Annotated in this window: 20 protein-coding genes and 1 pseudogene; 8 read left to right on the top strand and 13 right to left on the bottom strand. The window is 67.7% G+C overall.

The window, feature by feature from the left end:
• Nucleotide 1: 1 nt before the first annotated feature.
• The 4 genes from B4U45_RS03035 to sucB form a co-directional block, all read right to left on the bottom strand.
• Complete coding sequence (locus tag B4U45_RS03035) at nucleotides 2–856, bottom strand: hypothetical protein (protein WP_122526477.1); 855 nt, start codon at nucleotides 854–856, stop codon at nucleotides 2–4.
• Nucleotides 857–889: 33 nt separating this feature from the next.
• Entirely contained in the window at nucleotides 890–1,642 is a 753-nt protein-coding gene (locus B4U45_RS03030) for a flavodoxin family protein (protein WP_075545294.1), read from the bottom strand.
• 111 nt (nucleotides 1,643–1,753) lie between these two features.
• Nucleotides 1,754–2,665, bottom strand: coding sequence for a TIGR01777 family oxidoreductase (locus B4U45_RS03025; RefSeq protein WP_075545235.1), 912 nt, complete (start codon nucleotides 2,663–2,665; stop codon nucleotides 1,754–1,756).
• 39 nt (nucleotides 2,666–2,704) lie between these two features.
• The gene (sucB, locus tag B4U45_RS03020) at nucleotides 2,705–4,489 is read right to left on the bottom strand and encodes a 2-oxoglutarate dehydrogenase, E2 component, dihydrolipoamide succinyltransferase (protein ID WP_099225272.1); all 1,785 of its coding nucleotides are present in this window, start codon (nucleotides 4,487–4,489) and stop codon (nucleotides 2,705–2,707) included.
• 234 nt (nucleotides 4,490–4,723) lie between these two features.
• Between sucB and B4U45_RS03015 the strand changes: the two genes are divergently transcribed.
• Nucleotides 4,724–6,508 carry an SDR family oxidoreductase gene (locus tag B4U45_RS03015; protein WP_075545233.1) on the top strand — a complete coding sequence of 595 codons (1,785 nt, stop codon included), beginning with the start codon at nucleotides 4,724–4,726 and terminating at the stop codon, nucleotides 6,506–6,508.
• On the opposite strand, the gene B4U45_RS03010 is transcribed toward B4U45_RS03015, so the two are convergent.
• The gene (locus B4U45_RS03010) at nucleotides 6,501–6,857 is read right to left on the bottom strand and encodes an aminopeptidase (protein ID WP_075545232.1); all 357 of its coding nucleotides are present in this window, start codon (nucleotides 6,855–6,857) and stop codon (nucleotides 6,501–6,503) included. The genes B4U45_RS03015 and B4U45_RS03010 overlap by 8 nt on opposite strands.
• A 164-nt stretch (nucleotides 6,858–7,021) precedes the next feature.
• Here B4U45_RS03010 and B4U45_RS03005 point away from each other — a divergent pair, with 164 nt between their 5' ends.
• Both B4U45_RS03005 and B4U45_RS03000 read left to right on the top strand, forming a co-directional pair.
• Nucleotides 7,022–7,486, top strand: a complete 465-nt coding sequence (locus B4U45_RS03005; protein ID WP_075545231.1) for an SRPBCC family protein — start codon at nucleotides 7,022–7,024, stop codon at nucleotides 7,484–7,486.
• Between the two features lie 2 nt (nucleotides 7,487–7,488).
• On the top strand, nucleotides 7,489–9,087 hold the full coding sequence (locus tag B4U45_RS03000) for a phytoene desaturase family protein (RefSeq protein ID WP_075545230.1): 1,599 nt from the start codon (nucleotides 7,489–7,491) through the stop codon (nucleotides 9,085–9,087).
• A gap of 15 nt (nucleotides 9,088–9,102) precedes the next feature.
• Here the strand turns inward: B4U45_RS03000 and B4U45_RS02995 are convergent, their stop codons facing one another.
• Both B4U45_RS02995 and B4U45_RS02990 read right to left on the bottom strand, forming a co-directional pair.
• A complete protein-coding gene (locus B4U45_RS02995; protein WP_099225277.1) occupies nucleotides 9,103–10,659 on the bottom strand; it encodes a leucyl aminopeptidase in 1,557 nt (518 codons plus the stop codon).
• 6 nt (nucleotides 10,660–10,665) lie between these two features.
• Complete coding sequence (locus tag B4U45_RS02990; protein WP_075545228.1) at nucleotides 10,666–11,802, bottom strand: adenylate/guanylate cyclase domain-containing protein; 1,137 nt, start codon at nucleotides 11,800–11,802, stop codon at nucleotides 10,666–10,668.
• A gap of 45 nt (nucleotides 11,803–11,847) precedes the next feature.
• On the opposite strand from B4U45_RS02990, the gene gcvT reads away from it, so the two are divergent.
• Nucleotides 11,848–12,945: a glycine cleavage system aminomethyltransferase GcvT gene (gcvT, locus tag B4U45_RS02985; protein WP_075545227.1), complete on the top strand. Its 1,098-nt coding sequence runs from the start codon at nucleotides 11,848–11,850 to the stop codon at nucleotides 12,943–12,945.
• A gap of 50 nt (nucleotides 12,946–12,995) precedes the next feature.
• Complete coding sequence (locus B4U45_RS02980) at nucleotides 12,996–14,102, top strand: branched-chain amino acid aminotransferase (RefSeq protein WP_082275189.1); 1,107 nt, start codon at nucleotides 12,996–12,998, stop codon at nucleotides 14,100–14,102.
• Here B4U45_RS02980 and B4U45_RS02975 read toward each other — a convergent pair.
• The 5 genes and pseudogenes from B4U45_RS02975 to B4U45_RS02955 form a co-directional block, all read right to left on the bottom strand.
• Nucleotides 14,099–15,505, bottom strand: coding sequence for a hypothetical protein (locus B4U45_RS02975; protein WP_089025291.1), 1,407 nt, complete (start codon nucleotides 15,503–15,505; stop codon nucleotides 14,099–14,101). The two genes, B4U45_RS02980 and B4U45_RS02975, sit on opposite strands and share 4 nt — an antisense overlap.
• Before the next feature lie 99 nt (nucleotides 15,506–15,604).
• Nucleotides 15,605–16,345, bottom strand: coding sequence for an adenosylcobinamide-GDP ribazoletransferase (locus B4U45_RS02970; RefSeq protein WP_075545226.1), 741 nt, complete (start codon nucleotides 16,343–16,345; stop codon nucleotides 15,605–15,607).
• Nucleotides 16,346–16,347: 2 nt separating this feature from the next.
• Complete coding sequence (cobT, locus tag B4U45_RS02965; RefSeq protein WP_075545225.1) at nucleotides 16,348–17,412, bottom strand: nicotinate-nucleotide--dimethylbenzimidazole phosphoribosyltransferase; 1,065 nt, start codon at nucleotides 17,410–17,412, stop codon at nucleotides 16,348–16,350.
• A pseudogene (locus tag B4U45_RS02960) lies at nucleotides 17,409–17,552 on the bottom strand (bifunctional adenosylcobinamide kinase/adenosylcobinamide-phosphate guanylyltransferase); the annotation flags it as partial. The pseudogene B4U45_RS02960 and the gene cobT, both read right to left, overlap by 4 nt.
• 63 nt (nucleotides 17,553–17,615) lie before the next feature.
• A complete protein-coding gene (locus tag B4U45_RS02955; protein ID WP_075545223.1) occupies nucleotides 17,616–18,320 on the bottom strand; it encodes a DUF3043 domain-containing protein in 705 nt (234 codons plus the stop codon).
• Nucleotides 18,321–18,494: 174 nt separating this feature from the next.
• Between B4U45_RS02955 and B4U45_RS02950 the strand changes: the two genes are divergently transcribed.
• Both B4U45_RS02950 and B4U45_RS02945 read left to right on the top strand, forming a co-directional pair.
• Nucleotides 18,495–19,571 carry a glycerate kinase family protein gene (locus B4U45_RS02950; protein ID WP_089025292.1) on the top strand — a complete coding sequence of 359 codons (1,077 nt, stop codon included), beginning with the start codon at nucleotides 18,495–18,497 and terminating at the stop codon, nucleotides 19,569–19,571.
• Nucleotides 19,572–19,655: 84 nt separating this feature from the next.
• The gene (locus B4U45_RS02945; RefSeq protein WP_036393138.1) at nucleotides 19,656–20,012 is read left to right on the top strand and encodes an iron-sulfur cluster assembly accessory protein; all 357 of its coding nucleotides are present in this window, start codon (nucleotides 19,656–19,658) and stop codon (nucleotides 20,010–20,012) included.
• Between the two features lie 44 nt (nucleotides 20,013–20,056).
• Here the strand turns inward: B4U45_RS02945 and B4U45_RS02940 are convergent, their stop codons facing one another.
• Entirely contained in the window at nucleotides 20,057–20,725 is a 669-nt protein-coding gene (locus tag B4U45_RS02940) for an Rv0361 family membrane protein (protein ID WP_075545221.1), read from the bottom strand.
• Nucleotides 20,726–20,917: 192 nt separating this feature from the next.
• On the opposite strand from B4U45_RS02940, the gene B4U45_RS02935 reads away from it, so the two are divergent.
• On the top strand, nucleotides 20,918–21,892 hold the full coding sequence (locus tag B4U45_RS02935; RefSeq protein ID WP_075545220.1) for a carbohydrate kinase family protein: 975 nt from the start codon (nucleotides 20,918–20,920) through the stop codon (nucleotides 21,890–21,892).
• Nucleotides 21,893–21,952: the final 60 nt, after the last annotated feature.

Genomic DNA, 21,952 nt, shown 5'->3' with positions numbered 1-21,952 from the left:
GTTAGCGCGCATTGTCGGTTTCACGAGGCAGCAAGCGAAGTAGCAGGCTCACCACCGGGATCATCCGTGCCATCGCGTTGGGCACCAGGTTTGCCAATGAATCCCTGATGGCCGTAGCGGTTTCGGCGTCCGGCAGGTCGGTGTTCCCCAGCGCGCCGCTGACGGCGTGCCCGCGTCGTCTGCCGTCGGCGATCACCGCGTCGATCGCGGCCAGCAGCGAGCCGTTGTCGTGCAGGGGTTGCAGGGCGGTGTAGTAGAGCACCAGCATGCCCGGCCAATGAGCAAGGTTTCGGGGCAGGCTGACCTGTAGCTCGCGCCCTCGGGCGCGGGCTCCGATCAGATTCACGATGCGTACCATTTGCGCGACATGCGGCGGCATCTCGTCGAAGTTCGTCAACAGCGCACCTGCTGCCGGCGGGGGCCGGCGGGGCGGCTGCTGAATGCACGGGCACGGGGGCGGGGTCAGGCCGTGCAGCCGGGCCCGGACGGCGCAGAACCCCACCAGGTTGAGCGGATTGCCGGTGTCATACCCGGAAAGTGTTGTGCGGATGACATTTTGGTCATCGGCTCCGATTCCGACGGATTGTAGCGCGGCAACGCTGAGTTGCGGTATCGGCGGCAACTCTTGCCCGCGGCGCAGCGCGTCGGCTTCCCAGTACACCACGCCATTGGCATAGAGGGATTTCATCGTCTCCCAGGTCCAGCGCAACGCACCGGGGATCGAGGCGAGATTACGCCAGATCAGGTTGACAAAAGTCATTCCGAGCGTTTGGCGGATGTCGGCATAGAGGTCCGCGATTTCCCCAGTGGCCGCGGCCTCGCTGATACTGGGAACCGGATCTCCGGACGACCGCATGACGCTGGCTTTCAGACCGAATCCACTGCCGGTTCAGTCTGGCATGTTTTCGCGCATATGCTTGATCGCGAGCTTCATGGCCGCTTCCTTGACTTTGTTGCGTGCCATCATCTTTGCGTTATGTTCGGCGATGTTGATGGTGTAGGGGTTGGCTCGCAACAGCTTTGCCGCAAAGAGCAGGTTGAGCGCGGTCAGCTCGGCGTTACGGCGCACGTACGGGGACAACTCGCCGCCGGCCTCGATGTAGCTGGCTCCGGGTCCGGCGTCACCGACCCAGTACACGTCGGTATTGGGTGGGACTGTCGCGCCGAAGTGCAGGAGGTTGGCGAAAGTGTTGGCCACACAGTCATGGCTACCGTCCTCGTTACCGGTGACCACGATGCCTGCCACCGACCCGTAGAGCGGGAACTGGCCGGTCCGTTCGCACATCACCGTCTTGGTGGTGCCGTCGAGCCTTTCGATCACCCGCTGCATCACCGACGACCGCACGCCCATCCAGATCGGCATTGCGGGCACGATGATGTTGCAGCGCTTGACCTTTTCCAGGATCGCCGGCCACTCGTCCCCGTCGCCCTCGTCGTTCATCACTCCGGGCTTGACGTTGTAGTCGACGACCCGGACGATCTCGGTTTCGATGTCGGGTTCGTGCGCCCGCAGACGCTCGATCAGCAGATTGCACAGCGCCTCGGTATTCGAAACTTCCGGCGCATTTTTCAGGGTGCAGTTCAGAAAGAGCGCGTAGAGCGGCCCTTCCTTTTTCAGGTCGTGGAATACCGACGTCGCCACGCGTTTCTCCATTTGTTGACCGCTGGTGGAATTTTGATGAGACCGCAAGCGAAGAGTACACGAATGAACGCGTAACGGAAGGGAATACGCCGAGCAAAAAACAGCTGAGTGCTAAGCGTGGTCGCGCCGCGCGGTGGCGTAGCGCAGGGCTTCTCCAATTGTGTTGTGGTGGAACTGAAAACCAGTTTCTTCCAGTGCGGCCGGGATGGCTCGCTGACCGCTGAGCAGTACTTCGTCGGCGAACTCCCCGAGCGCGGCGCGTACCGCGAACCCGGGCAGCATCAACGGCGTCGGGCGGTTCAGTGCCCGCCCGAGCGCGGTGGTGAACTCGGCGTTGGTCACCGGCGCCGGCCCGGTCATGTTCACCGGCCCGGACAGGTCGGGGTTGGAGATGGCGAACAGCAGCGCCCGCACCTCGTCTTCGAGGCTGATCCACGACATGTACTGACGGCCGCTGCCCAGCCGCGCCCCCAGGCCCACCGAGAATGCCGGCCGCATCGGGCGCAGCGCGCCCCCGGCCGGAGCTAGCACCAGCCCGGTGCGGGCCAGCACCACACGAGTGCCGGCGTACTGGGCCGGCAGCGTGGCGGCTTCCCAATCGACACACAGCTGGGCCAGGAAACCCCCTCCGGCTGAGTCGTTTTCGTCGACGACGCGGTTTCGGGTGTCTCCGTAGTAACCCACCGCGCTGGCGTTGATCAGGGTGCCGACACCGGCGTCGGCGACGGCGGCGGACAGTACCTCGGTGGGCGTAATCCGGCTGTCGCGCAGATTCTGTTTGAACGCTCCCGACCAGCGGCGCCGGCCGATGTTGACGCCGCACAGGTTGACCACGGCGTCGACGCCGCTGAGTACGTCGGGATCGAACTCGCCGCTGTCGGGATTCCAGTGCAATTCTTCGGAATTCGCCGGTGTCCGGCGCACGATGCGAAGCACCGTATGGTCGGCGGCACGAAGCGCGGCGGCCAAAGCCGAGCCGATCAAGCCGGACGAACCCGCTATCGCGACAACCGTCTCGGGCACCGTTTCATCTAGCCTTTCTCGGCCCTTCTTGACGGCCCATCACAGACCCAAGTCTGCTTCGAACGCTCCCTCTTCCAGGCGGTGCTTGATGGTGCTGAGGAATCGTCCCGCATCCGCGCCGTCGATGAGGCGATGGTCGTAGGTCAGTGGCAGATAGCACACGGAGCGCACGCCGATCGACTCGTTGCCGAAGGAGTCGACGATCACCCTGGGCCGTTTGACGATCGCTCCGGTACCCAACATGGCGGCCTGCGGCGGCACCAATATCGGGGTGTCGAACAAGGCGCCCTGGCTGCCGATGTTGGTGATGGTGAACGTGCCGCCGGACAACTCGTCGGGCTTCAAGTTGCCCGACCGCGCGCGGGCGGCGATGTCGGCAATCGCGCGGGCCAGCCCGGCCAGCGACAAGTCGCCGGCGTTGTGGATGACGGGGGACAGCAGGCCCTGCTCGGTGTCAACGGCGAAACCGAGGTGCTCGGCGTCGTAGTAGGTGATCTCCTTGGTCTGCTCGTTGTAGCTGGCGTTGATGTTGGGATGAATCTTGAGGGCGTCGATGACCGCTCGGGCGAAGAACGGCAGGAAGGTCAGATTCACCCCCTCCCGTTCGGCGAACGCCGCCTTGGCCCGGGCGCGCAGCGCCACGATCTTCGTCATGTCGACTTCGTGGGTCTGCGTCAGCTGTGCCGTCGCCTGCAAGGACTCGCGAGTCTTGTTGGCGGTGATCTGGCGGATCCGGCTGGCCTTCGCCGTGGTGCCGCGCAGATGCGCCAACCCGGGGGCCGGGGCGGGCGGTGCGGCCGCTTTGGCAGCCGGCGCAGCTGCCGGCGCCTGCGCGGCCGGTTTCTTTTGTTCTGCCGCGGCCAGTACGTCCTGCTTACGGATCCGGCCGCCGACGCCGGTGCCGGTCACCTCGGCGAGGTCGATGTTGTGCTGTGAGGCCAGCTTTCGCACCAGCGGCGTGACGTACGGGGTGCCTTCGGCTTCGCCTTGGGCCGCGGGCTGAGATGGAGGCGCTTCGGCCTTCGGCGCGGGCGCGGTGGCGGGTTCTGGCTTGGGTTCGGGCTTGGGTTCGGGAGCGGGCTTGGCGGCGGGCTCCGGCTTGGGTTCGGGCTTGGGTTCCGGCTTGGGCTTGGGTTCAGGCTCGGCCTCGGGTGCGGGTGCCGGCTTGGGTGCGGCCGGCGCGGCGGCGTGGGAGCCGGTGCCGATCCGCGCCAACTCACCACCGACCTGGACGACGTCGTCCTCGTCGGCGGTGATGCTGACCAGAACGCCGGCCACCGGTGACGGGATCTCGGTGTCGACCTTGTCGGTGGAGACCTCCACCAGCGGGTCGTCGACTCCGACCGAATCCCCGACCTTCTTCAGCCAGCGAGTCACGGTGCCTTCGGTGACCGATTCGCCGAGTTCGGGCATCAGCACCGGGGTGGTGTCGCCGGCGGAAGCCGACGGCTGGGCGGGTTCAGACGGCGCCTGGGGTTGCGGTTCGGGCTCCGGCGCCGGTTGGGCCTGGGGGGCCGGCTCGGCCTTACCGGGGCCCGAGGCTTCCGGTTCCGGTTGGGCGGGCTTTTCGTCGCCGCCGCTTTCCGACGCATCACCGATGATGGCCAGTTCGCCGCCGACCTCGACCGTGTCGTCTTCCTGGGCGATGATCTTGGTCAGCACGCCCGCTGCCGGCGAGGGGATTTCGGTGTCGACCTTGTCCGTCGACACCTCGACGAGGGGCTCGTCGATCTCGACCGTGTCGCCTTCCTGCTTGAGCCAGCGGGTGACTGTTCCCTCGGTGACGCTCTCACCGAGTGCCGGCATCTGGACTGAGAAGGCCATCGCTGTTGACTCCTCGATCGGTCGTCGGTCGGCACAAACCGACCTCTGGCTTACCACACAGTCGTGCACCGGGTGCGGAACCCAAGTAGATGTCAAAACCTATCCTGTCACTGCCGCCCGGCCGGCACGCATTCAGGGCGCGGCGCTTTCCGGCGGCAACGGCGACCGTAGGGCACCCTTGCTACGGTGTGGCCACTGATAGGCGAAGCAAGTCGCAGGTGAGGCGGAGGTCCGATGCCGGCAGCACAACAGGCACCCCAGCGGTTCGTCGACAGCGCGGACGGCGTTCGTATCGCCGTGTACGAAGAAGGCAACCCCGACGGTCCGGCGGTGGTGCTGGTGCACGGCTTTCCCGACTCGCACGTGTTGTGGGACGGCGTCGTTCCGCGGCTGGCGCAGCGTTTCCGGGTGATCCGCTACGACAACCGCGGGGTCGGCCTGTCGTCGGCGCCCAAACCCGTCTCGGCCTACACCATGGCGTGTTTCGCCGACGACTTCGCCGCCGTCGTCGACGAGTTGAGCCCGGGCCGGCCGGTCCACGTCATGGGCCACGACTGGGGCTCGGTGGGCATCTGGGAGTATTTGACCCGCCCCGGCGCCGGTGACCGGGTCGCCTCGTTCACCTCGGTGTCCGGCCCGAGTCAGGAACAGTTGGTCGATTACGTCTGGGGCGGGCTGCGCCGGCCATGGCGGCCGCGACGATTTCTCCGGTCGCTGGCCCAGGCGCTGCGGTTGAGTTACATGGCGCTGTTTTCGGTGCCGGTGTTGGCGCCACTGCTGCTGCGGATGGCGCTTTCGCTCGCGACGGTTCGCCGCAATATGGTCGACAACATCCCGGCCGACCAGATCCACCACTCCGACAACCTGCCCAGCGATGCCGCTCGCTCGGTGAAGACCTATCCTGCCAACTACTTTCGGGCTTTCTCCCGGCAGCGGCGCAGTCGCGGCATCACCGTCATCGGCGTCCCGGTGCAGCTCATCGTCAACACCCAGGACCCCTATGTGCGGCCCTACGGCTACGACGAGACCGCGCGCTGGGTGCCGCGACTGTGGCGACGAGACATCAAAGCCGGTCACTTTTCCCCGATGTCGCACCCGCAGGTGATGGCGGCCGCGGTGCACGACATCGCCGACCTCGTCGAGGGCAACCCGCCGAGCCGCGCACTGCTGCGGGCACAGGTCGGCCGCCCGCGCAAGCACTTCGGCGACATCCTGGTGGCCGTCACCGGGGCGGGCAGCGGAATCGGCCGCCAAACCGCACTCGCGTTCGCCCGCGAGGGTGCCGAGGTGGTGATCAGTGACATCGACGAGGCCACGGTCAAAGACACCGCCGCGGAGATCGCGGCGCGCGGCGGCGTCGCCTACCCGTATGTGCTCGACGTGTCTGACGCCGAAGCGGTGGAGGCGTTCGCCGAGCAGGTCAGTACCCAACATGGCGTTCCCGACATCGTCGTCAACAACGCCGGCATCGGCCAGGCGGGCCGGTTTCTGGACACTCCGCCCGAGCAGTTCGACCGGGTGCTGGCCGTCAATCTCGGCGGCGTGGTCAACGGTTGCCGCTCCTTTGCCCGCAGGCTGGTCGAGCGCGGCACCGGGGGTCACATCGTCAACGTGTCGTCGATGGCCGCCTACGCGCCGCTGCAATCGCTGAGCGCCTACTGCACCTCCAAGGCGGCGACGTACATGTTCTCCGACTGTCTGCGGGCCGAACTCGACGCCGCCGGCGTCGGTCTGACCACCGTGTGTCCCGGCGTCATCGACACCAACATCGTCGCGGCCACCCGCTTCGACACGCCGGTCGGAAAGGGCGAAGAGCAGGTGGAAGGCCGGCGCGGTCAGCTGGACAGAATGTTTGCGCTACGCCACTACGGGCCCGAGAAGGTTGCTCACGCGATCGTGTCGGCGGTCAAGAAGAACAAGCCCATCCGCCCGGTGGCGCCGGAGGCCTACGCGCTGTACGGCATTTCCCGGGTGCTGCCCCAGGCGCTGCGCAGTACCGCCCGCATGCGAGTTATCTGACGTCTCCCACGCTGGTGTCTGCGGCCTGAGAACGCCGCACCAGCAGGGCGCCGGCTATTCCGACGATCCCGATGACCACCAGCGGGATGGTCCACATGCGCCGGCTCGATACCGCCGATTCACATTGCGCCACGAAGTCGGTGTGCGGGATGACCTGGTTGAGGATCGGGATGTTGGCGCCATTGCTGTTGTTGGCGTTGCGCGCCGCGGACAGGTCGGTGGCGAACCCGTTTCCGCAGGAAATCGAACCGCCGTTGCTGTTGGACACCGACACCGGCACCAGCAGGCCGATGACACCGGCCACCAACAGCACCGCACCCACCGCAATGATCAACCGTCGCAGAGTCACAATTCGGCCTTCCTCGAGGTTTCCGGTCGCTGATCGGGGTTAGCCGCTGGATCGCGCGGCTAAACCTGCGGGTTTGCTAGTCGGTCGACCCGCGTGGTCTGGGCATTAGTTCCGGTCGTGGCGGGTATCCGCTGGGATCACCCCCAGCGCGAAAGGACCAGCTCATGACAGCGACCCGAGAACCGATCGCGACCCGCGACGTGGCGGCATCCTGCGACGATGTCTGGGGCGTGCTCGCCGACGGATGGACTTACAGCCAATGGGTGGTGGGCAACAGCCGTACTCGCGCGGTCGACTCACACTGGCCGCAACCGGGTGCGGCCATCCGGCACTCGATAGGGATCTGGCCGTTCGTGATCGATGACCAGACAGTGGTCGACAGCTGCGCACCGGGCCGAGAGCTCGTTTTGCACGCCGGCCTGGGCTGGTTGGGTATCGCGCGGATCACCATGCGGCTGCATGAAATCCCGAACGGATGCCGGCTCGACATGATCGAACTGCCGGTCCGGGGGCCGATCGGGCTGATGCCCGATCGACTGGCTCTGGCCGCCATCTATCCACGCAACCGCGAATGCCTGTTGCGGCTGGCGGCCATGGCGGAGCGCTTCGAGCCCAGTCAGGTCAGGTAGTCATGGCCCGCGCTTGCGACGCGGTCGACGCCGTTGTTATCGGTGCCGGACATCACGGGCTGGTCGCCGCTTCGATGCTGGCCGACGCCGGCTGGGACGTGTTGGTCCTGGAAGCCCAGCCCGAACCCGGTGGCGCGGTGCGCAGTGCCGAGCTGACGCCCGGCTATGTCACCGACCTGTTCAGTTCCTTCTATCCCATGACGATCGCTTCGCCGGCCATCGCCGCGCTGCAGCTGGAAGACCACGGGCTGCGATGGTCGCACGCGCCCGCGGTGGTCGGTCATCCGCGCAGTGCGACCGACGACGACCCGCCGGTCCTCTACCGGGACGCGGCTCGCACCGCAGCGGAGTTCGAACGTCGCCAGCACGGCGACGGTGAAAACTGGTGGCGGGTGCTGCGACTGTGGGAAAGAGTCAAGTCGCCGCTGCTGGATGCGATGTTGTCGCCGTTTCCGCCGCTGGCCCCGATGATCCGGCTGCTGCTCAAGCTCGGTACCGCCGACGCCGTGCGGCTCGCGCATCTGCTGGTGCAGCCCGCCAACATCATGGCGGACCGGATGTTCGCCGGTGAGGCGCCGCGACTTTTGTTGCTGGGCAACGCCATGCATGCCGACGCTCCGCTGGACGCGCCCGGAAGCGGCGCGTTCGGCTTTCTACTGACGATGCTGGGCCAGGACTGCGGCTGGCCGGTGCCCGTCGGCGGCTCCGGTCAGCTGACGGCCGCGCTGGTGCGCCGCGCAACCTCGGCGGGTGCGCGAATCGAATGCAACCAGAACGTTTCTCGCATCCACGTCCGCGGTGGCCGCGCGGTATCGGTGACCACCACCGCAGGACGAACGGTTCGGGCGCGACGGGCCGTCGTCGCCGATGTGACGGCGCCGCGCCTGTTTTGCGACATGTTGCCCGCGGATGCGGTTCCCGGCGGCTTGCTCCGGGAGATCCAGCACTACGTCTGGGATCCGCCGGTGGTCAAGGTCAACTATGCGCTCAACGGTCCCATCCCGTGGCGATCGGAGAGGTTGCGGCAGCCGGGCACCGTCCATCTCGGGGCCGACGGGGACGGGCTGGTGCACTGGATGGCCGACCTGAACACCCGGGTGGTGCCCGCGCATCCGTTCCTGCTACTGGGCCAAACCACCACGGCCGACCCCACCAGATCGCCCGCCGGAGCCGAAAGTGTTTGGGCCTATACGCATCTGCCGCGCAATGTGGCCGACGACGGTTCGGCGGAGCAACTGGCCAAATCGATCGACCAGGTCATCGAAGCGCATGCTCCCGGGTTCGGCGCCCGGGTGCTCGACCGGTTCGTGCAGCGGCCGTCGGACCTTGAAGCCAGTGACGCCAACCTGCACCTCGGTGCGCTCAACGGCGGCACCGCTCAGTTACCGCAGATGCTGATATTTCGTCCGGCTCCGGGGCTGGGCCGCGCCGAAACCCCAATCGAGGGACTGTATTTGGGTAGCGCGTCGGCGACCCCGGGTGGCTCCGTGCACGGCGCCTGCGGGCGGAACGCCGCGCAGGCCGCGTTGGCAGCCGGCGGCCTGACCGGCTGGCCGCGGCGCAAGCTGCGCCGCGCGGTGATCTCGCTACTGACCAAGTAGCCGGCCGGCGGTGTTCTAGCCGTTTTCGCAGATGTCCTCGAGCACCGCGATCATGGTCCGGGTCGGCACGCCGGTGGCACCCTTGGGGGTGTAGCCCCACGCGCTGCCGGTGTTGTAGGCGGGGGCGGCCACGTCGATATGCGCCCAGTCCACCGAGTCGGCGACGAATTCCCGCAGGAACACCCCGGCCACCAGCATGCCGGCGAAACGCTGACCACTCACGTTGGCCAGGTCGGCCACCGTGGATTTCAGGTCCTCTTTGAGCTCATCGGGCAGCGGCATGGGCCAGCCGTTTTCGCCGACCCGCTGCGAGATCGCGGCGACGCGATCGCGGAACTCGTCGCTGCCCATCACGCCGGGGATACGCGCGCCCAGTGCCACCGTCTGCGCACCGGTCAACGTTGACGTCTCGATCAGATAGTCCGGGTTGTCCTGGCAAGCCCGAACGATCGCGTCGGCCAGGATCAGCCGGCCCTCGGCGTCGGTGTTGAGCACCTCGACCGTCGTTCCGCCGTATTGGGTCAGCACGTCGCCGGGGCGCTGCGCCGTCGCCGAGGGCATGTTCTCGGCGATCGGCACCGTGGCGATCACGTCGATCGGCAGCTGCAGCCGCGCGGCCAGCGTGACCGTGGCGATCACCGCGGCTGCCCCGCCCATGTCCGAGGTCATGTGATGCATCGACGCGGCCGGCTTGATCGAGATCCCGCCGGTGTCGAAGGTGATTCCCTTGCCGACCAACGCGACCTTCTTGGCCCGCTTCGCATTCTTGGCCAGCCGCGAACCTCGATAGACCAGCCGCACCAGGCGCGGCGGCCGCGACGAGCCCTGACCGACACCGATCACCCCGCCGTAACCGGCCTTCTGCAGCGCCTTCTCGTCGAGCACCTCGACCTCGAGTCCGGCTGCCTCGCCCAAAACCCTTGCCCGCCTGGCTAACTCGGCAGGGTACAGGTGGCTCGGCGGTGTGTTCACCAAGTCGCGCGCGGTGGCGACGGCGGTAGCCACCGCCGCGGCGCGCGCGCTGTCCTTCTTGGCGTCCTTGGCCGTGCTCAGCACCGTGATCTTGCGCAGCCCTTCGTCTTTGGGCGCGGTCTTGGGGCTGCGGAAAGCGGTGAACCGGTAGCTGCCCAGGATCAGTCCTTCGACGGTGGCCGAGCAGACGCCTTCGCCGGGCAGCGTGGCCAGCGTGGTGAGCACCGCCGGCGCGCTGCCCAGCGACCGCGCGGCCACCCCGGCGGCCCGGCGAATGATGTCCGGCGGCCACTCCGACCGCGGCTTGCCCAGGCCGACCGTCAACACACTGCCCACCGGCAGCGACGGCACGACCAGCCGGTGTATCTGCTCGCCGGCTCCGGTGGCCTGCAGTGCGCGCAGACCGGCCTCGATGTCGGCGACGGCGTCGGCGCTCAGGAACGGCTCGGCGACGGCCACCAGCGCTCCGGGCGTCTCGTCGTCACCGGTCGAGACGACCGGCACGATCAGCACTGCCGAACCCGCACCGCGTTTCGGCAGTGACGTGGCAACGTTGACGGTGGGACTGTGGTAACCCGGTTTGGACGGTTCGGTGGTCACGCGCAATTACCCTACGGGACTTGGCCCGTCGGCGTCGCGGGCCCGCAGCGCGAAGGCCGTCACCGGGGCGTCGAAACCCTTCAGCGTCAACGGGCCGTGCGCGGTCGCGGGCCAATCCGGCAATTTGTCATGGAGTTCGCTCGCGGCCAGGATTTGTCCCGGTGCCGCGACGGCCACGAGTCGCGCGGCCAAGTTCACCGGGCTGCCGAAGTAGTCGCCGTTGATGGCCAACACGGTGCCGTAGGCAAGCCCGGCGCGCACCTGCAGGTCGGCCTCTCGGGCCCGCGGGTGGTCGACCAGGTCGACCGCCGCCTGCACCAACCGCTCGGGTGTCGGGCTCACCCACATGACCGCGTCACCGATGAACTTCACCAGCCGGCCCCCGTCGGCATGCACCACGTCGGCGACGGTGGCGCCGAACTCGGTGAGCAATTCCTGCAGCTGCGCGGGCGTGAGCATCTGGGTCAGCGCGGTGAAGCTGGACAGATCCGCAAAACCGATGCCGCAGGTGACGCTCGCCGAGGTGTCTTGAACGACACCTTCGAAATACGTGCGGGCACTGGTCAAATGATGCCGGTGAACGATGTCGATCAAGTTCCCGATCCGGGGAACGAACTCGGCGATGGCCCGGTAGGCCTGCGCGGTGGCGAGCTCGTCATGGGTGTGGGTCATCTGGATGTCCGGCATGCCGGCGCGGATCATCGTCGACTCGGCTTCGGCGAGCCGGGCCATCGCGGTGCCGACCACCCGTAACAGTCCGTACGCCCCGTCCTGACCCACCACCGCTTTCAGCGCCACCCAGGTTGCCAGCGCGTCGACGTCGGCCTGGCTCAACGTCGGAACGTCGGGACCGGCGACGGTAAGCCCGAGCAGGGCCCAGACGCGGGCGACCTCCTCGCCGGACAACCCGAGTTCGTCGGCCGCCGACTGCACGGTGTAGAGGGGAGGCCCCGACCATTGCAAGACATCACCGGCAAGACCGAACAGCCGGCCGCGGCGCTCGGCTTCGGCCATCTCGTCGACGGTGAAGCCCAGTCCGTCCAAGTACTTGATCAGGTCGGCGCGCCCGCGTGGATCAGCAATTCCGGCAGCTTCCAGCGCTGCGAAGTCGAGGGAGTCGGGAGAGTCGGGGGAGTCGGACACCTACCCAAGTCTGCCAGCAGCCGTCGCCTATTAGGGTGTGTCGTCGTGACCGATGAGCTGCAGCATGGACCCCTGGAAGACCGGCACCGCGCGCTGGGCGCCAGTTTCGCCGAGTTCGGCGGCTGGATGATGCCGGTGTCATATGCCGGGACCGTCAGCGAGCACCATGCCACCCGTACCTCCGTCGGCCTGTTCGACGTCAGCCATCTCGGCAAAGCGCTGGTCCGGGGACCGGGTGCGGCGGAGTTCGTCAACTCCGCGCTGACCAACGACCTGCACCGCATCGGCCCCGGCAAGGCGCAATACACCTTGTGCTGCAACGAATCTGGTGGCGTCATCGACGACTTGATCGCCTATTACGTCGACGACGACGAGATCTTCCTGGTGCCCAACGCCGCCAACACCGCCGCAGTTGTCAGCGCATTGCAGGCGGCTGCCCCGGGCGATCTGGCGATCACCAACGTGCATCGCTCCTATGCCGTATTGGCGGTGCAGGGCCCGCGCTCCGCCGACGTGCTCGCCGCGTTGGGCCTGCCGGCCGACATGGATTACATGGGTTATGCCGATTCGGCGTATTCCGGAGTCCCGGTGCGGGTGTGCCGCACCGGCTACACCGGCGAGCACGGCTACGAACTGCTGCCGCCCTGGGAGACTGCCGGTGTGGTGTTCGACGCCCTGGTCGACGCGGTGTCCGACGCGGGCGGCCAGCCGGCCGGTCTGGGGGCTCGCGACACGCTGCGCACCGAGATGGGTTATCCGCTGCACGGGCACGAGCTTTCACCCGACATTTCGCCGTTGCAGGCTCGCTGCGGCTGGGCGATCGGCTGGAAAAAGGATGCGTTCTTCGGCCGCGACGCGCTGCTGGCGGAGAAGGCGGCCGGGCCGCGGCGGCTGTTGCGTGGGCTGCGGATGGTCGGCCGCGGCGTGTTGCGTCCGGGTCTGACGGTGCTGGTCGGCGATACCGCGGTCGGGGTCACCACGTCGGGAACGTTTTCGCCCACATTGCAGGCCGGCATCGCGCTGGCGCTGATCGATACCGATGCCGACGTGCCGGACGGTGGGCACGTCACCGTCGACGTTCGCGGGCGCGCCGCCGAGTGTGCCGTGGTGCCCCCGCCGTTCGTCGAGGCGAAAACCCGTTAGCGACCCACTCGCCTGCGGAAAACCCTTCGCACACCGATAGAATCGGCGCCATGGCCAGCGGTTCCTTACAGTTCACCGTGACGCGCGCGGCGAATCCGGCAAGCGATGCCCAGCGCGTAGCGATTCTGCAGGACCCCGGCTTCGGCAAATTCCACACCGACCACATGGTCTCGATCGACTACACCGAGGGCACGGGCTGGCACAACGCCCGGGTCATCGGGTATGGCCCGATCGAGCTGGACCCCTCGGCGATCGTGCTGCACTACGCGCAAGAGGTGTTCGAAGGCCTCAAGGCTTACCGCTGGACAGACGGTTCGATCGTGTCGTTTCGGGCCGAGGCCAACGCCGCGCGGTTGCGGTCCTCGGCCCGCCGGCTGGCGATCCCGGAATTGCCCGACGAGCTCTTCATCGAATCGCTGTGTCAGCTGATCGCCGTCGACAACGCCTGGGTTCCGCAGGCCGGCGGCGAGGAGGCGTTGTATCTGCGGCCGTTCATCATCGCCACCGAGCCCGGTTTGGGCGTGCGGCCGGCCAAGGACTACCGCTACCTGCTGATCGCCTCGCCAGCGGGCGCCTACTTCAAGGGCGGCGTCAATCCCGTCAGCGTCTGGGTGTCGACGGAGTACGTGCGAGCCAGCCCCGGCGGCACCGGCGCGGCCAAGTGCGGCGGCAATTACGCCGCTTCGCTACTGGCTCAGGCCGAAGCCGTCGACAACGGGTGCGACCAAGTGGTGTGGCTGGACGCGGTCGAACGCCGCTATGTCGAAGAGATGGGCGGGATGAACATTTTCTTCGTGTTCGGCAGCGGCGGATCGGCCAGGCTGGTCACCCCGGAGCTGTCCGGTTCGCTGCTGCCCGGCATCACCCGGGATTCGTTGCTGCACTTGGCGACCGATGCCGGCGTGACGGTCGAGGAGCGCAAGATCGATATCGCCGAGTGGCAGAAGAAGGCCGCCGTCGGCGAGATCACCGAGGTGTTCGCTTGTGGTACCGCCGCCGTGATCACCCCGGTGTCGCGGGTGAAGTACGGCGACGTCGAGTTCACCATCGCCGACGGCCAGCCCGGTGAGCTGACCATGGCATTGCGTGACACGTTGACCGGGATTCAGCGGGGCACCTTCGCCGACACCCACGGGTGGATGTCGCGGTTGGGTTAGCTGGCCGCGGCTGCGGCGGCCGCCGGCCGAACCGGCTCGGGTTGCCAGCTGGCCGTGGCCCGTCGGGTCTGCCGGCGGAGCGCGGAGCCGTCGCAGTCTCCGAGCAGGACCAGCCTTGGTACGCCGGTCTGCGGTCGCGATGATCGATCGTGCGCCCGGTCGTCCATTGGCCCGGGTGCCCGGACGGCGACGAAAGCAGCAACCAGCGACAGCGCCAGCACAACGACGACCGGCCACACGGTGGCGTGTTTTTGGGCGATCATGCCGAGGACACCGCCCAGCACGGTGAACGTGATCGCGAGCAACGTCGCCCCGAAGCCGATCAGCGTCGCGCGGTGCTGCTCGGCGGCGAACACGCTGATCCAGGAGACCGACGCCGCGGATACGGGTTGGGCGGCCAGCGTCGCCAGCAGGAAAACCGTGCCGTACGCCCACAGGTGGTACCACTGGCCCGACAACTCCGCCGCGATGCACACCAGGGCGGCGGTCGTGCTGCACAATGCGCTGCCCAGCAGCATGCCGCGCACTCCGAACCGACGGTAGATCTTGCGCCAGAACGCCGAACCGACGACCAGTCCGACGCTGGACAGGACCACCAGCACATGCAAACTGCCCATCTTCTTTGCGGCGCGCAGGCTGTAGAAGGTGGTTCCCAGGCAGATCGGGGCAAACAGCAGATACGTCACCGCGTACCGGCGAAACCACGGCTGGTCCCGGGCGACCGCGAAACCCTGTCGATAGATTTCCCGAAGCGGCGGGCGGACGGTGGTGGACGCGGACCGCATGGGACCCACGAGCAGCGCAGCGACGCTGGAAGCAATCAGAGCGAGAGCACCCAGCCACAGCAGATCGCGGTAGTGGGCTATTTGATCACCGCTGGCCAGCATGGGCGCTATCAGCAGCATGACGCCGGTGGCCAGCGTCGATCCCGCGGCGCCTTGAGTCAGGAACAGTTCGCCGCGGCGCCTTGCGGGCAGCTTGCTGGAGACCATGTCGGTATAGGCGACAGTGGCCACCGCGATGACAACGCCGGCAGCTGCCGTGGTCAGCAGAAACACCGCCGCGGCATAGACGCCGGTCCATGGGATCACCGCATCCCAGATCATCAGCGCAGCCACCGTCGCCGCGGTCATTGCCAGCAGCACGTGGCGCATCCGGCCGGCTCGTTGCAGGATCGCCGGCGACGCCGAATTTCCCATGATCAAGCCGATGCTGTACGCCGGAAACAGCATTCCGGCCGCCCAGGTGATGCCCTGATGTGCGCAGATGAAGGGCAGCACCACGGCGCTGTTGCTGAGTTGCATTCCGGTGGTGTAGAAAGTGCCCTGGGTCACCAATCGCCCGAACGGACTGGTCCGCGCCGAAGCGGCAGCGACCGCCCTGGTCGACGGTGATAACGGCATGTCTGAAGAGGTTAGGGCTGCTAAACGGCGGAGACAATCCTCCGATCGGCCACAATCAGGGGAAACGCGTGTCCACCGATTGGGGGAACGTCGCGAGGACTAGAGGCGGGCCAGTGCCGCCAGCAATAGCGCACTGACCGTCGTCGTCAGTTCGATCGCCGCGCCGATCACGTCACCGGTGACACCACCGAACCGGCGCACGCAGTGCGCGACCAGGACGCCACCGCACAACACCCCCACCAGTACCGCTACCGGCCCGTGCCATGGCCGTGGCCCCGCCGGCAGCGAAGCCGCGACCAGCACAGCGAGCCACGCCGCGACCACGGCCGCCGGCTGGGTACCGGCGACGCGCGCACCCAGGACGCTGCCGTCGGCGGCCGGAACCGACCGGCGACAGGCCAGCACCGCGGTGATCCGGCCGGCGAAGACTGCCACGAGGGCACCAGCGGCGCCCAGCGCCGGGAAGGCCAGCCCCTGCAGCGTGATGACCAGGACGACGGCCGCCACCCCGAACGGCCCCGACGACCCGTCGCGCATCACGGCAAGGGCGCGCTGCGCCGGGCCGTAGCAACCCAGGCCATCGGCCGTATCGGCAACGCCGTCGATGTGCAGGCCGCGGGTTGCCGCCAGCAACACCGTCACCGCCAGCAGCCCGGACAACGGGCTGGACGGCCCGAAGACCACTGCGCCGGCCCAGGTGACAGCGGCGGCCAGGCCACCCAGCGCCGCGCCGACCACCGGTAGCGCCGTCATCGCGCCGCGTCCCATTGGAGCTGCCCGCGAACTCGGCATGCGCATCACCGTGCTGAAGGCGAAAGCTGTTGCCAGGGAACGGATCACGGCTAGGCCGTGCCGATACCGGAGGTGCGCGGACCGGACACACCGGCCTCGGTGAAGGTAGCCATCGAGGAGAGCGCGGCCGCTGCGGCGCGCAGCACCGACAGCGCAAGCGTGGCGCCGGTGCCCTCACCCAACCGCATCCGCAGGTCCAGGATCGGATCCAGCTGCAGCGCCGTCAGGGCCAGCTGGTGACCCGGTTCGGTGGACCGGTGACCGGCCTGCCACCACTGCCGGGCGCCGGGCGCCAGGCGTTCGGCGACCAGAGCTGCGGCCGTCACCGCCATACCGTCGAGCAACAGCGGTGTCCGCCGGACCGCGGCCTGCGCGCAGAACCCCGCCATTGCCGCCAGATCGGCGCCACCGCAGCAGCGCAGTAGCCCCACCGGGTCGGGCAGCACCGGCCGCGCCCGGAACAGCGCATCGCGCACCGCGGCCGTCTTGCGGGCCCAGCCGGCGTCGTCGATCCCGGTCCCGAACCCGACCACCGCGACCGGTTCAGTGTCGGTCAGCGCCGCCACCAGCACTGCCGCCGCGGTGGTGTTCCCGATTCCCATGTCGCCGGCGATGAGCAGATCGGCGCCGGCGTCGACCTCCTCGTCGGCGATCTGCTGGCCGGAGGCGATGGCGCGGGCCGTCTCGTCGGCGGTCAATGCGTCTTCGGTGCTGATATCGCCGCTGCCGCGGCGCACCTTGTAGGCGCCGATCCGCTCCGACACCGCATCGGAATCCACCGCCAAGTCCGCCACCCGCACCGTCGCACCGGCTACGTCGGCCAACGCGTTGATCGCCGCCCCGCCGCCGTCGATATTGGCGACCATCTGGTTGGTGACTTCCGGCGGGTACGCCGACACCCCCGACCGGGCGACGCCGTGGTCACCGGCGAAAACGATCACCCGGGCGCGCTGGAACTGTCGCGGCGGACAGTGACCCTGGCAGGCGGCCACCCACACCGAAAGGTCCTCGAGGCGGCCCAGCGCTCCCCGCGGTTTGGTCAGGACGTCCTGTCGGGCCCGCGCGGCGGCTTCGACATCCGGGTCGGGCGGCGATATCGGCGCGAATCCGATCATGTGCGTGACGGCTTAATCGGGACGGCCTGCTCGGCCACCACCAGCACCACCTGATCGCAGACCGTTGCCATTTGCTGCGTGCGGCTGCCCAGCTCGGATGCGAAGCGGCGCCCGGATGCGGTTGCCGGTACGACGGTCAGCCTGCCCGACCAGATCCCGTCGAGAACCAGGGTGCGCATGAGTGGTCAGCCAGCGTTCCGGCGCTAACCGATGCTGGCTCCGCGCTCCACCTGGGGGCGCGGTGCCCGCATCCGGCGCATCTGCGACGCCCGGCCGGCAGCGTAAAGGCCGAGTTTCCAACGGCTTTCGGTGTTGTTCGGGAACTTCGCGTCGACCCGCCTGCTCACCTTGCGACCCAACATGATTCCGTCGACGGTCATCAGGGCCATCAGCACCAGCATCGCGGGCGACATGTAGAGCTGCAACTGCGGGACGGCGAACATCACGAACAGCAAACCCAGCGCCGACGGCATGAACAGGCTCAGCAGGCTGAAACGCCGGGCATCGACCACGTCGCGGACATAACGGCGTATCGGGCCCTGGTCGCGCGGGAGCAGATAGGCCTCCTCGCCGGCCATCATCCGTTCGCGGCGTTCGCTCATCCGGGCCCGGCTGGCAGTACGTTCGGCCCGGCGTTCGGCGCGGCTCAGTTTCGGGCCGGACAGCGACTTGCGCCGGGCACGCGCCTCGGCGGCCGTCATCGGTGCCGGGACGACGGGGCCTTTCTTTGCGCTGCGCCTCGCCTCGCTGCGCTTGGGCGTCGGCCGGCCCTTGGGTCCGGTTGCTCGCGACCCGCGAGAAGTTGCGGACTCGGCCGGGGAACGAGTCTGCGCCCCTTGGCTGTCCTCAGCCTTCGCCGAAACCTCGGCACCTTCTTCGTGGCCCTTCTTGCGGCCCAACAGCTTCACAGTCGACAGGTTACTGTGCGGGCGGCCAGCGCCGGGAACAGCGACGGGGAATTGTGCTGCTGTTACCCAGCGCCGGCATCCGTGTTAGCCCTACTCTTGCTTGTAATGGACGGCTCGTCTGCTTCGGATGCTGCTGCCGATGCCCTCGGGCCCGGCCGGATCCAGCTGCCCGCGATGCGGGTACTGGTGGCCCCGGACTGCTACGGCGACAGCCTGTCGGCGGTGGATGCCGCCGCGGTGATCGCCACCGGCTGGACCCGCTCCCGGCCGAATGACACCTTCATCGTGGCTCCCCAGTCCGACGGCGGGCCCGGTTTTATCGAGGTGCTGCAAAGCCGCTTCGGGGAGTCACGGCTGCTGCGGGTGTCGGGGCCGTTGGACACCGACGTGGACGCCGCATGGATGTTCGATCAGGCCTCGGCAACCGCCTACCTGGAATGTGCGCAGGCCTGCGGCCTGTCCCTGCTCGGTGGTCCGCCAACGACCGAGACCGCGTTGACCGCACACAGCAGGGGAGTCGGGCAGCTCATCGCTGCCGCAGTCGCGGCCGGGGCGCGGCGCATCGTGGTCGGGCTGGGGGGCAGCGCGTGCACGGACGGCGGGTACGGCATGATCGCCGAACTCGGCGGTCTGGACGCCGCCCGCCGACGACTCACCGGAGTCGAGCTGATCGCCGCCTCCGACGTGGAATACCCGCTGGTGGGGCCATGGGGCGCGGCCAGGGTGTTCGCGCCGCAGAAGGGCGCGGACGCGGCCACCGTCGCCTCACTGGAGGCCCGCCTCGAGGCATGGGCGGTGGAACTGGACGCGGCCGCCGGTCGGGCAGTGAGCGCCGCGCCCGGTGCGGGTGCCGCCGGCGGCATCGGCGCGGGTCTGCTCGCGCTCGGTGGCCGATGCGAGTCCGGTGCCGCGATCATCGCCGAACACACCCATTTGGCCGACGACCTCGCCGAAGCACAGCTGATCATCACCGGTGAGGGCAAGTTCGACGAACAGTCGCTGCACGGCAAGGTCGTGGGCGAGATCGCGGCCGCGGCCCGTCCGCTGGGCATTCCGGTGATAGTGCTGGCCGGACAGGTGGTCTTGGATAAATCGACGATCCGGTCGTCGGGCATCATGTCGGCCTTGTCCATCGCCGACTATGCGGGTTCGGTGCGGTTGGCACTGGCCGATGCGGCCAATCAGCTGATGGGTTTGGCGTCGGAAGTCGCCGCGCGACTCGGGAATCCCCGGTCTGCGAGGTACCGTTAGTAGCAGTGGGTTTTCCCCGATGCGGGTCCGGGCTGACATGACAGCCGGCGATCCCACCTAACGATGAGGCATGTAGGAGAAGCAATGACGGTGCAGAACGAGCCGACCGCCAAGACCCATGGCGTGATCCTGACCGAGGCCGCTGCCGCCAAGGCGAAGTCCCTTCTCGATCAGGAGGGACGTGACGACCTGTCGCTGCGGATTGCGGTGCAGCCGGGAGGGTGCGCGGGCCTGCGCTACAACCTGTTCTTCGACGACCGGACGCTGGACGGCGACCTGACGGCGGAGTTCGGCGGCGTGACGTTGACGGTCGACCGGATGAGCGCGCCGTATGTGGAAGGCGCATCGATCGATTTCGTGGACACCATCGAGAAGCAGGGCTTCACGATCGACAACCCAAACGCGACCGGGTCCTGCGCGTGTGGGGATTCCTTCAACTGACCTGACCGACGTAGGTCTGCCGGGCCGGGATCATCCCGGCCCGGTCAATAATGCCCGGCCGTGCGCAGCACGTAGGAGCAGACCAGTATCTGCCCGCGCTGGAAGAGAAGCTGGGCGATGCCCTGCACCTGCCCCTTCGGCGGGCCGCCGGTGGCAGGCGTCACCTGCATGGTGAACAGCACCTGGGCCTGGTACTGCGACCAGTACACGACTTTGTCGATCGACGTCACGTCGGCCTGGGAGAACTGCTTACGAAAGGCGTCACTGCTCAACTTGGCCAGGGCCTGATCCGACCGCCGGTCCTTGACCGCGTCGTAGATCCCGCACAGCGCGTTGCGCACGATGACGTCGACATCGCGATGCTGAAGTGCGTTGAGGTAGCCCTGAATCGCCGTTTTGGCCGATGCTTCCGTGAAGGTGCCGCCGGTGTTGGCCCCGTTGGTGCGAACCCCGTACACGATTGCCGCGGTCAACGCACCGACCAAGGCGAGGGCCAGCAGGGTGCCGATCAGCAGCCGCCTCGGCCGTCGCCTCGGATAGGAGCCCGGCATGCCTGCATAACCCGCCGTCGGGGCGGGGTGAAAGGCGGGTTGCCGGTCGGCGGCTTCGTGAGGGTATTCAAGAGGCTCATCGGCCCCGGTCGGCGGGTATGGTCGCAGCTCTGGGGCTCCTTCGGTGCCGACGGCAGGGTTCGGCGGGTGCTGACCAGCCATCGTGGTTCTCCTACGGTGGTTGACGGAACGACATATGGGCTTGTCGCCCGCCAGCGGATTCCGGCAATGAGGTGAGTTCCCTAGGGCAGGCTAGCGCAATACCTGCCGTCGGCTGTCGACGCGACGGGGCGGGCCGCGGCGTCGATAATTGTGAGAGGCTAGACGACCTTACGAACCAAGGACGGAGATTTTGTGACGATTGCGGTAACCGGTTCGATTGCAACCGACCATCTGATGCGGTTTCCCGGCCGATTTTCCGAGCAACTGCTGCCCGAGCACTTACACAAGGTGTCGCTCAGCTTCTTAGTTGACGACCTGGTGGTGCACCGCGGCGGCGTGGCCGGGAATATGGCTTTTGCCATCGGCGTGCTGGGCGGTGATGTGGCGCTGGTCGGCGCGGCCGGCGCGGACTTCGCCGATTACCGAGACTGGCTCAAAGCCCACGGTGTCAACTGTGATCACGTCCTGATCTCCGAGACCGCCCACACGGCGCGGTTCACCTGTACCACCGACGTGGACATGGCCCAGATCGCATCGTTCTATCCGGGGGCCATGTCAGAGGCCCGCACCATCAAGCTCGCCGACGTGGTGTCGGCGATCGGCACTCCGGAGCTGGTCATCATCGGCGCCAACGACCCCGAGGCGATGTTCTTACACACCGAGGAATGCCGCAAACTGGGGCTGGCCTTTGCCGCTGATCCCTCCCAGCAGCTGGCTCGGCTGTCCGGCGAGGAAATCCGTCAGCTCATCGGCGGTGCCAGCTACTTGTTCACCAACGACTACGAATGGGACCTGCTGCTGTCGAAGACCGGCTGGACGGAGGCCGAGGTGATGGCCCAGATCGACCTGCGGGTGACCACTTTGGGCCCCAAGGGGGTGGATGTGGTGGACCCGGACGGCACCACCATCCACGTCGGCGTGGTCCCCGAAACCAGCCAGACCGACCCGACCGGGGTCGGCGACGCGTTCCGCGCCGGTTTCCTGAACGGGCGCAGTGCCGGGTTGAGCTTGGAGCGGTCCGCGCAGCTGGGTTCGCTGGTCGCGGTGTTGGTGCTGGAATCGACCGGCACCCAAGAGTGGCAGTGGGATCACCAGGCCGCAGCGTCCCGGCTGGCCGGTGCCTACGGCGACGAGGCGGCCGCCGAGATCACGGCGGTGCTGGCTTAGCCCTGGCTTAGCCCAGGCTTAGCCCGGGCTTAGCCCCGCGAGCAGACGCAGAGTCGCACG

The organism is Mycobacterium persicum, assembly GCF_002086915.1.
In the GTDB taxonomy this organism is placed as follows: domain Bacteria; phylum Actinomycetota; class Actinomycetes; order Mycobacteriales; family Mycobacteriaceae; genus Mycobacterium; species Mycobacterium persicum.
This window is presented reverse-complemented; position numbering and strand designations above follow the sequence as displayed.

What these genes read in the sequence shown, in the direction of transcription:
- B4U45_RS02950 (WP_089025292.1), top strand. Translation starts at nt 18,495, where the DNA reads ATGCGGGTACTGGTGGCCCCGGACTGCTACGGCGACAGCCTGTCGGCG.
- B4U45_RS03000 (WP_075545230.1), top strand. Translation starts at nt 7,489, where the DNA reads ATGGCCCGCGCTTGCGACGCGGTCGACGCCGTTGTTATCGGTGCCGGA.
- B4U45_RS03005 (WP_075545231.1), top strand. Translation starts at nt 7,022, where the DNA reads ATGACAGCGACCCGAGAACCGATCGCGACCCGCGACGTGGCGGCATCC.
- B4U45_RS02945 (WP_036393138.1), top strand. Translation starts at nt 19,656, where the DNA reads ATGACGGTGCAGAACGAGCCGACCGCCAAGACCCATGGCGTGATCCTG.
- B4U45_RS02940 (WP_075545221.1), bottom strand. Translation starts at nt 20,725, where the DNA reads ATGGCTGGTCAGCACCCGCCGAACCCTGCCGTCGGCACCGAAGGAGCC.
- sucB (WP_099225272.1), bottom strand. Translation starts at nt 4,489, where the DNA reads ATGGCCTTCTCAGTCCAGATGCCGGCACTCGGTGAGAGCGTCACCGAG.
- B4U45_RS03015 (WP_075545233.1), top strand. Translation starts at nt 4,724, where the DNA reads ATGCCGGCAGCACAACAGGCACCCCAGCGGTTCGTCGACAGCGCGGAC.
- cobT (WP_075545225.1), bottom strand. Translation starts at nt 17,412, where the DNA reads ATGATCGGATTCGCGCCGATATCGCCGCCCGACCCGGATGTCGAAGCC.
- B4U45_RS03035 (WP_122526477.1), bottom strand. Translation starts at nt 856, where the DNA reads ATGCGGTCGTCCGGAGATCCGGTTCCCAGTATCAGCGAGGCCGCGGCC.
- B4U45_RS02980 (WP_082275189.1), top strand. Translation starts at nt 12,996, where the DNA reads ATGGCCAGCGGTTCCTTACAGTTCACCGTGACGCGCGCGGCGAATCCG.
- B4U45_RS02975 (WP_089025291.1), bottom strand. Translation starts at nt 15,505, where the DNA reads ATGCCGTTATCACCGTCGACCAGGGCGGTCGCTGCCGCTTCGGCGCGG.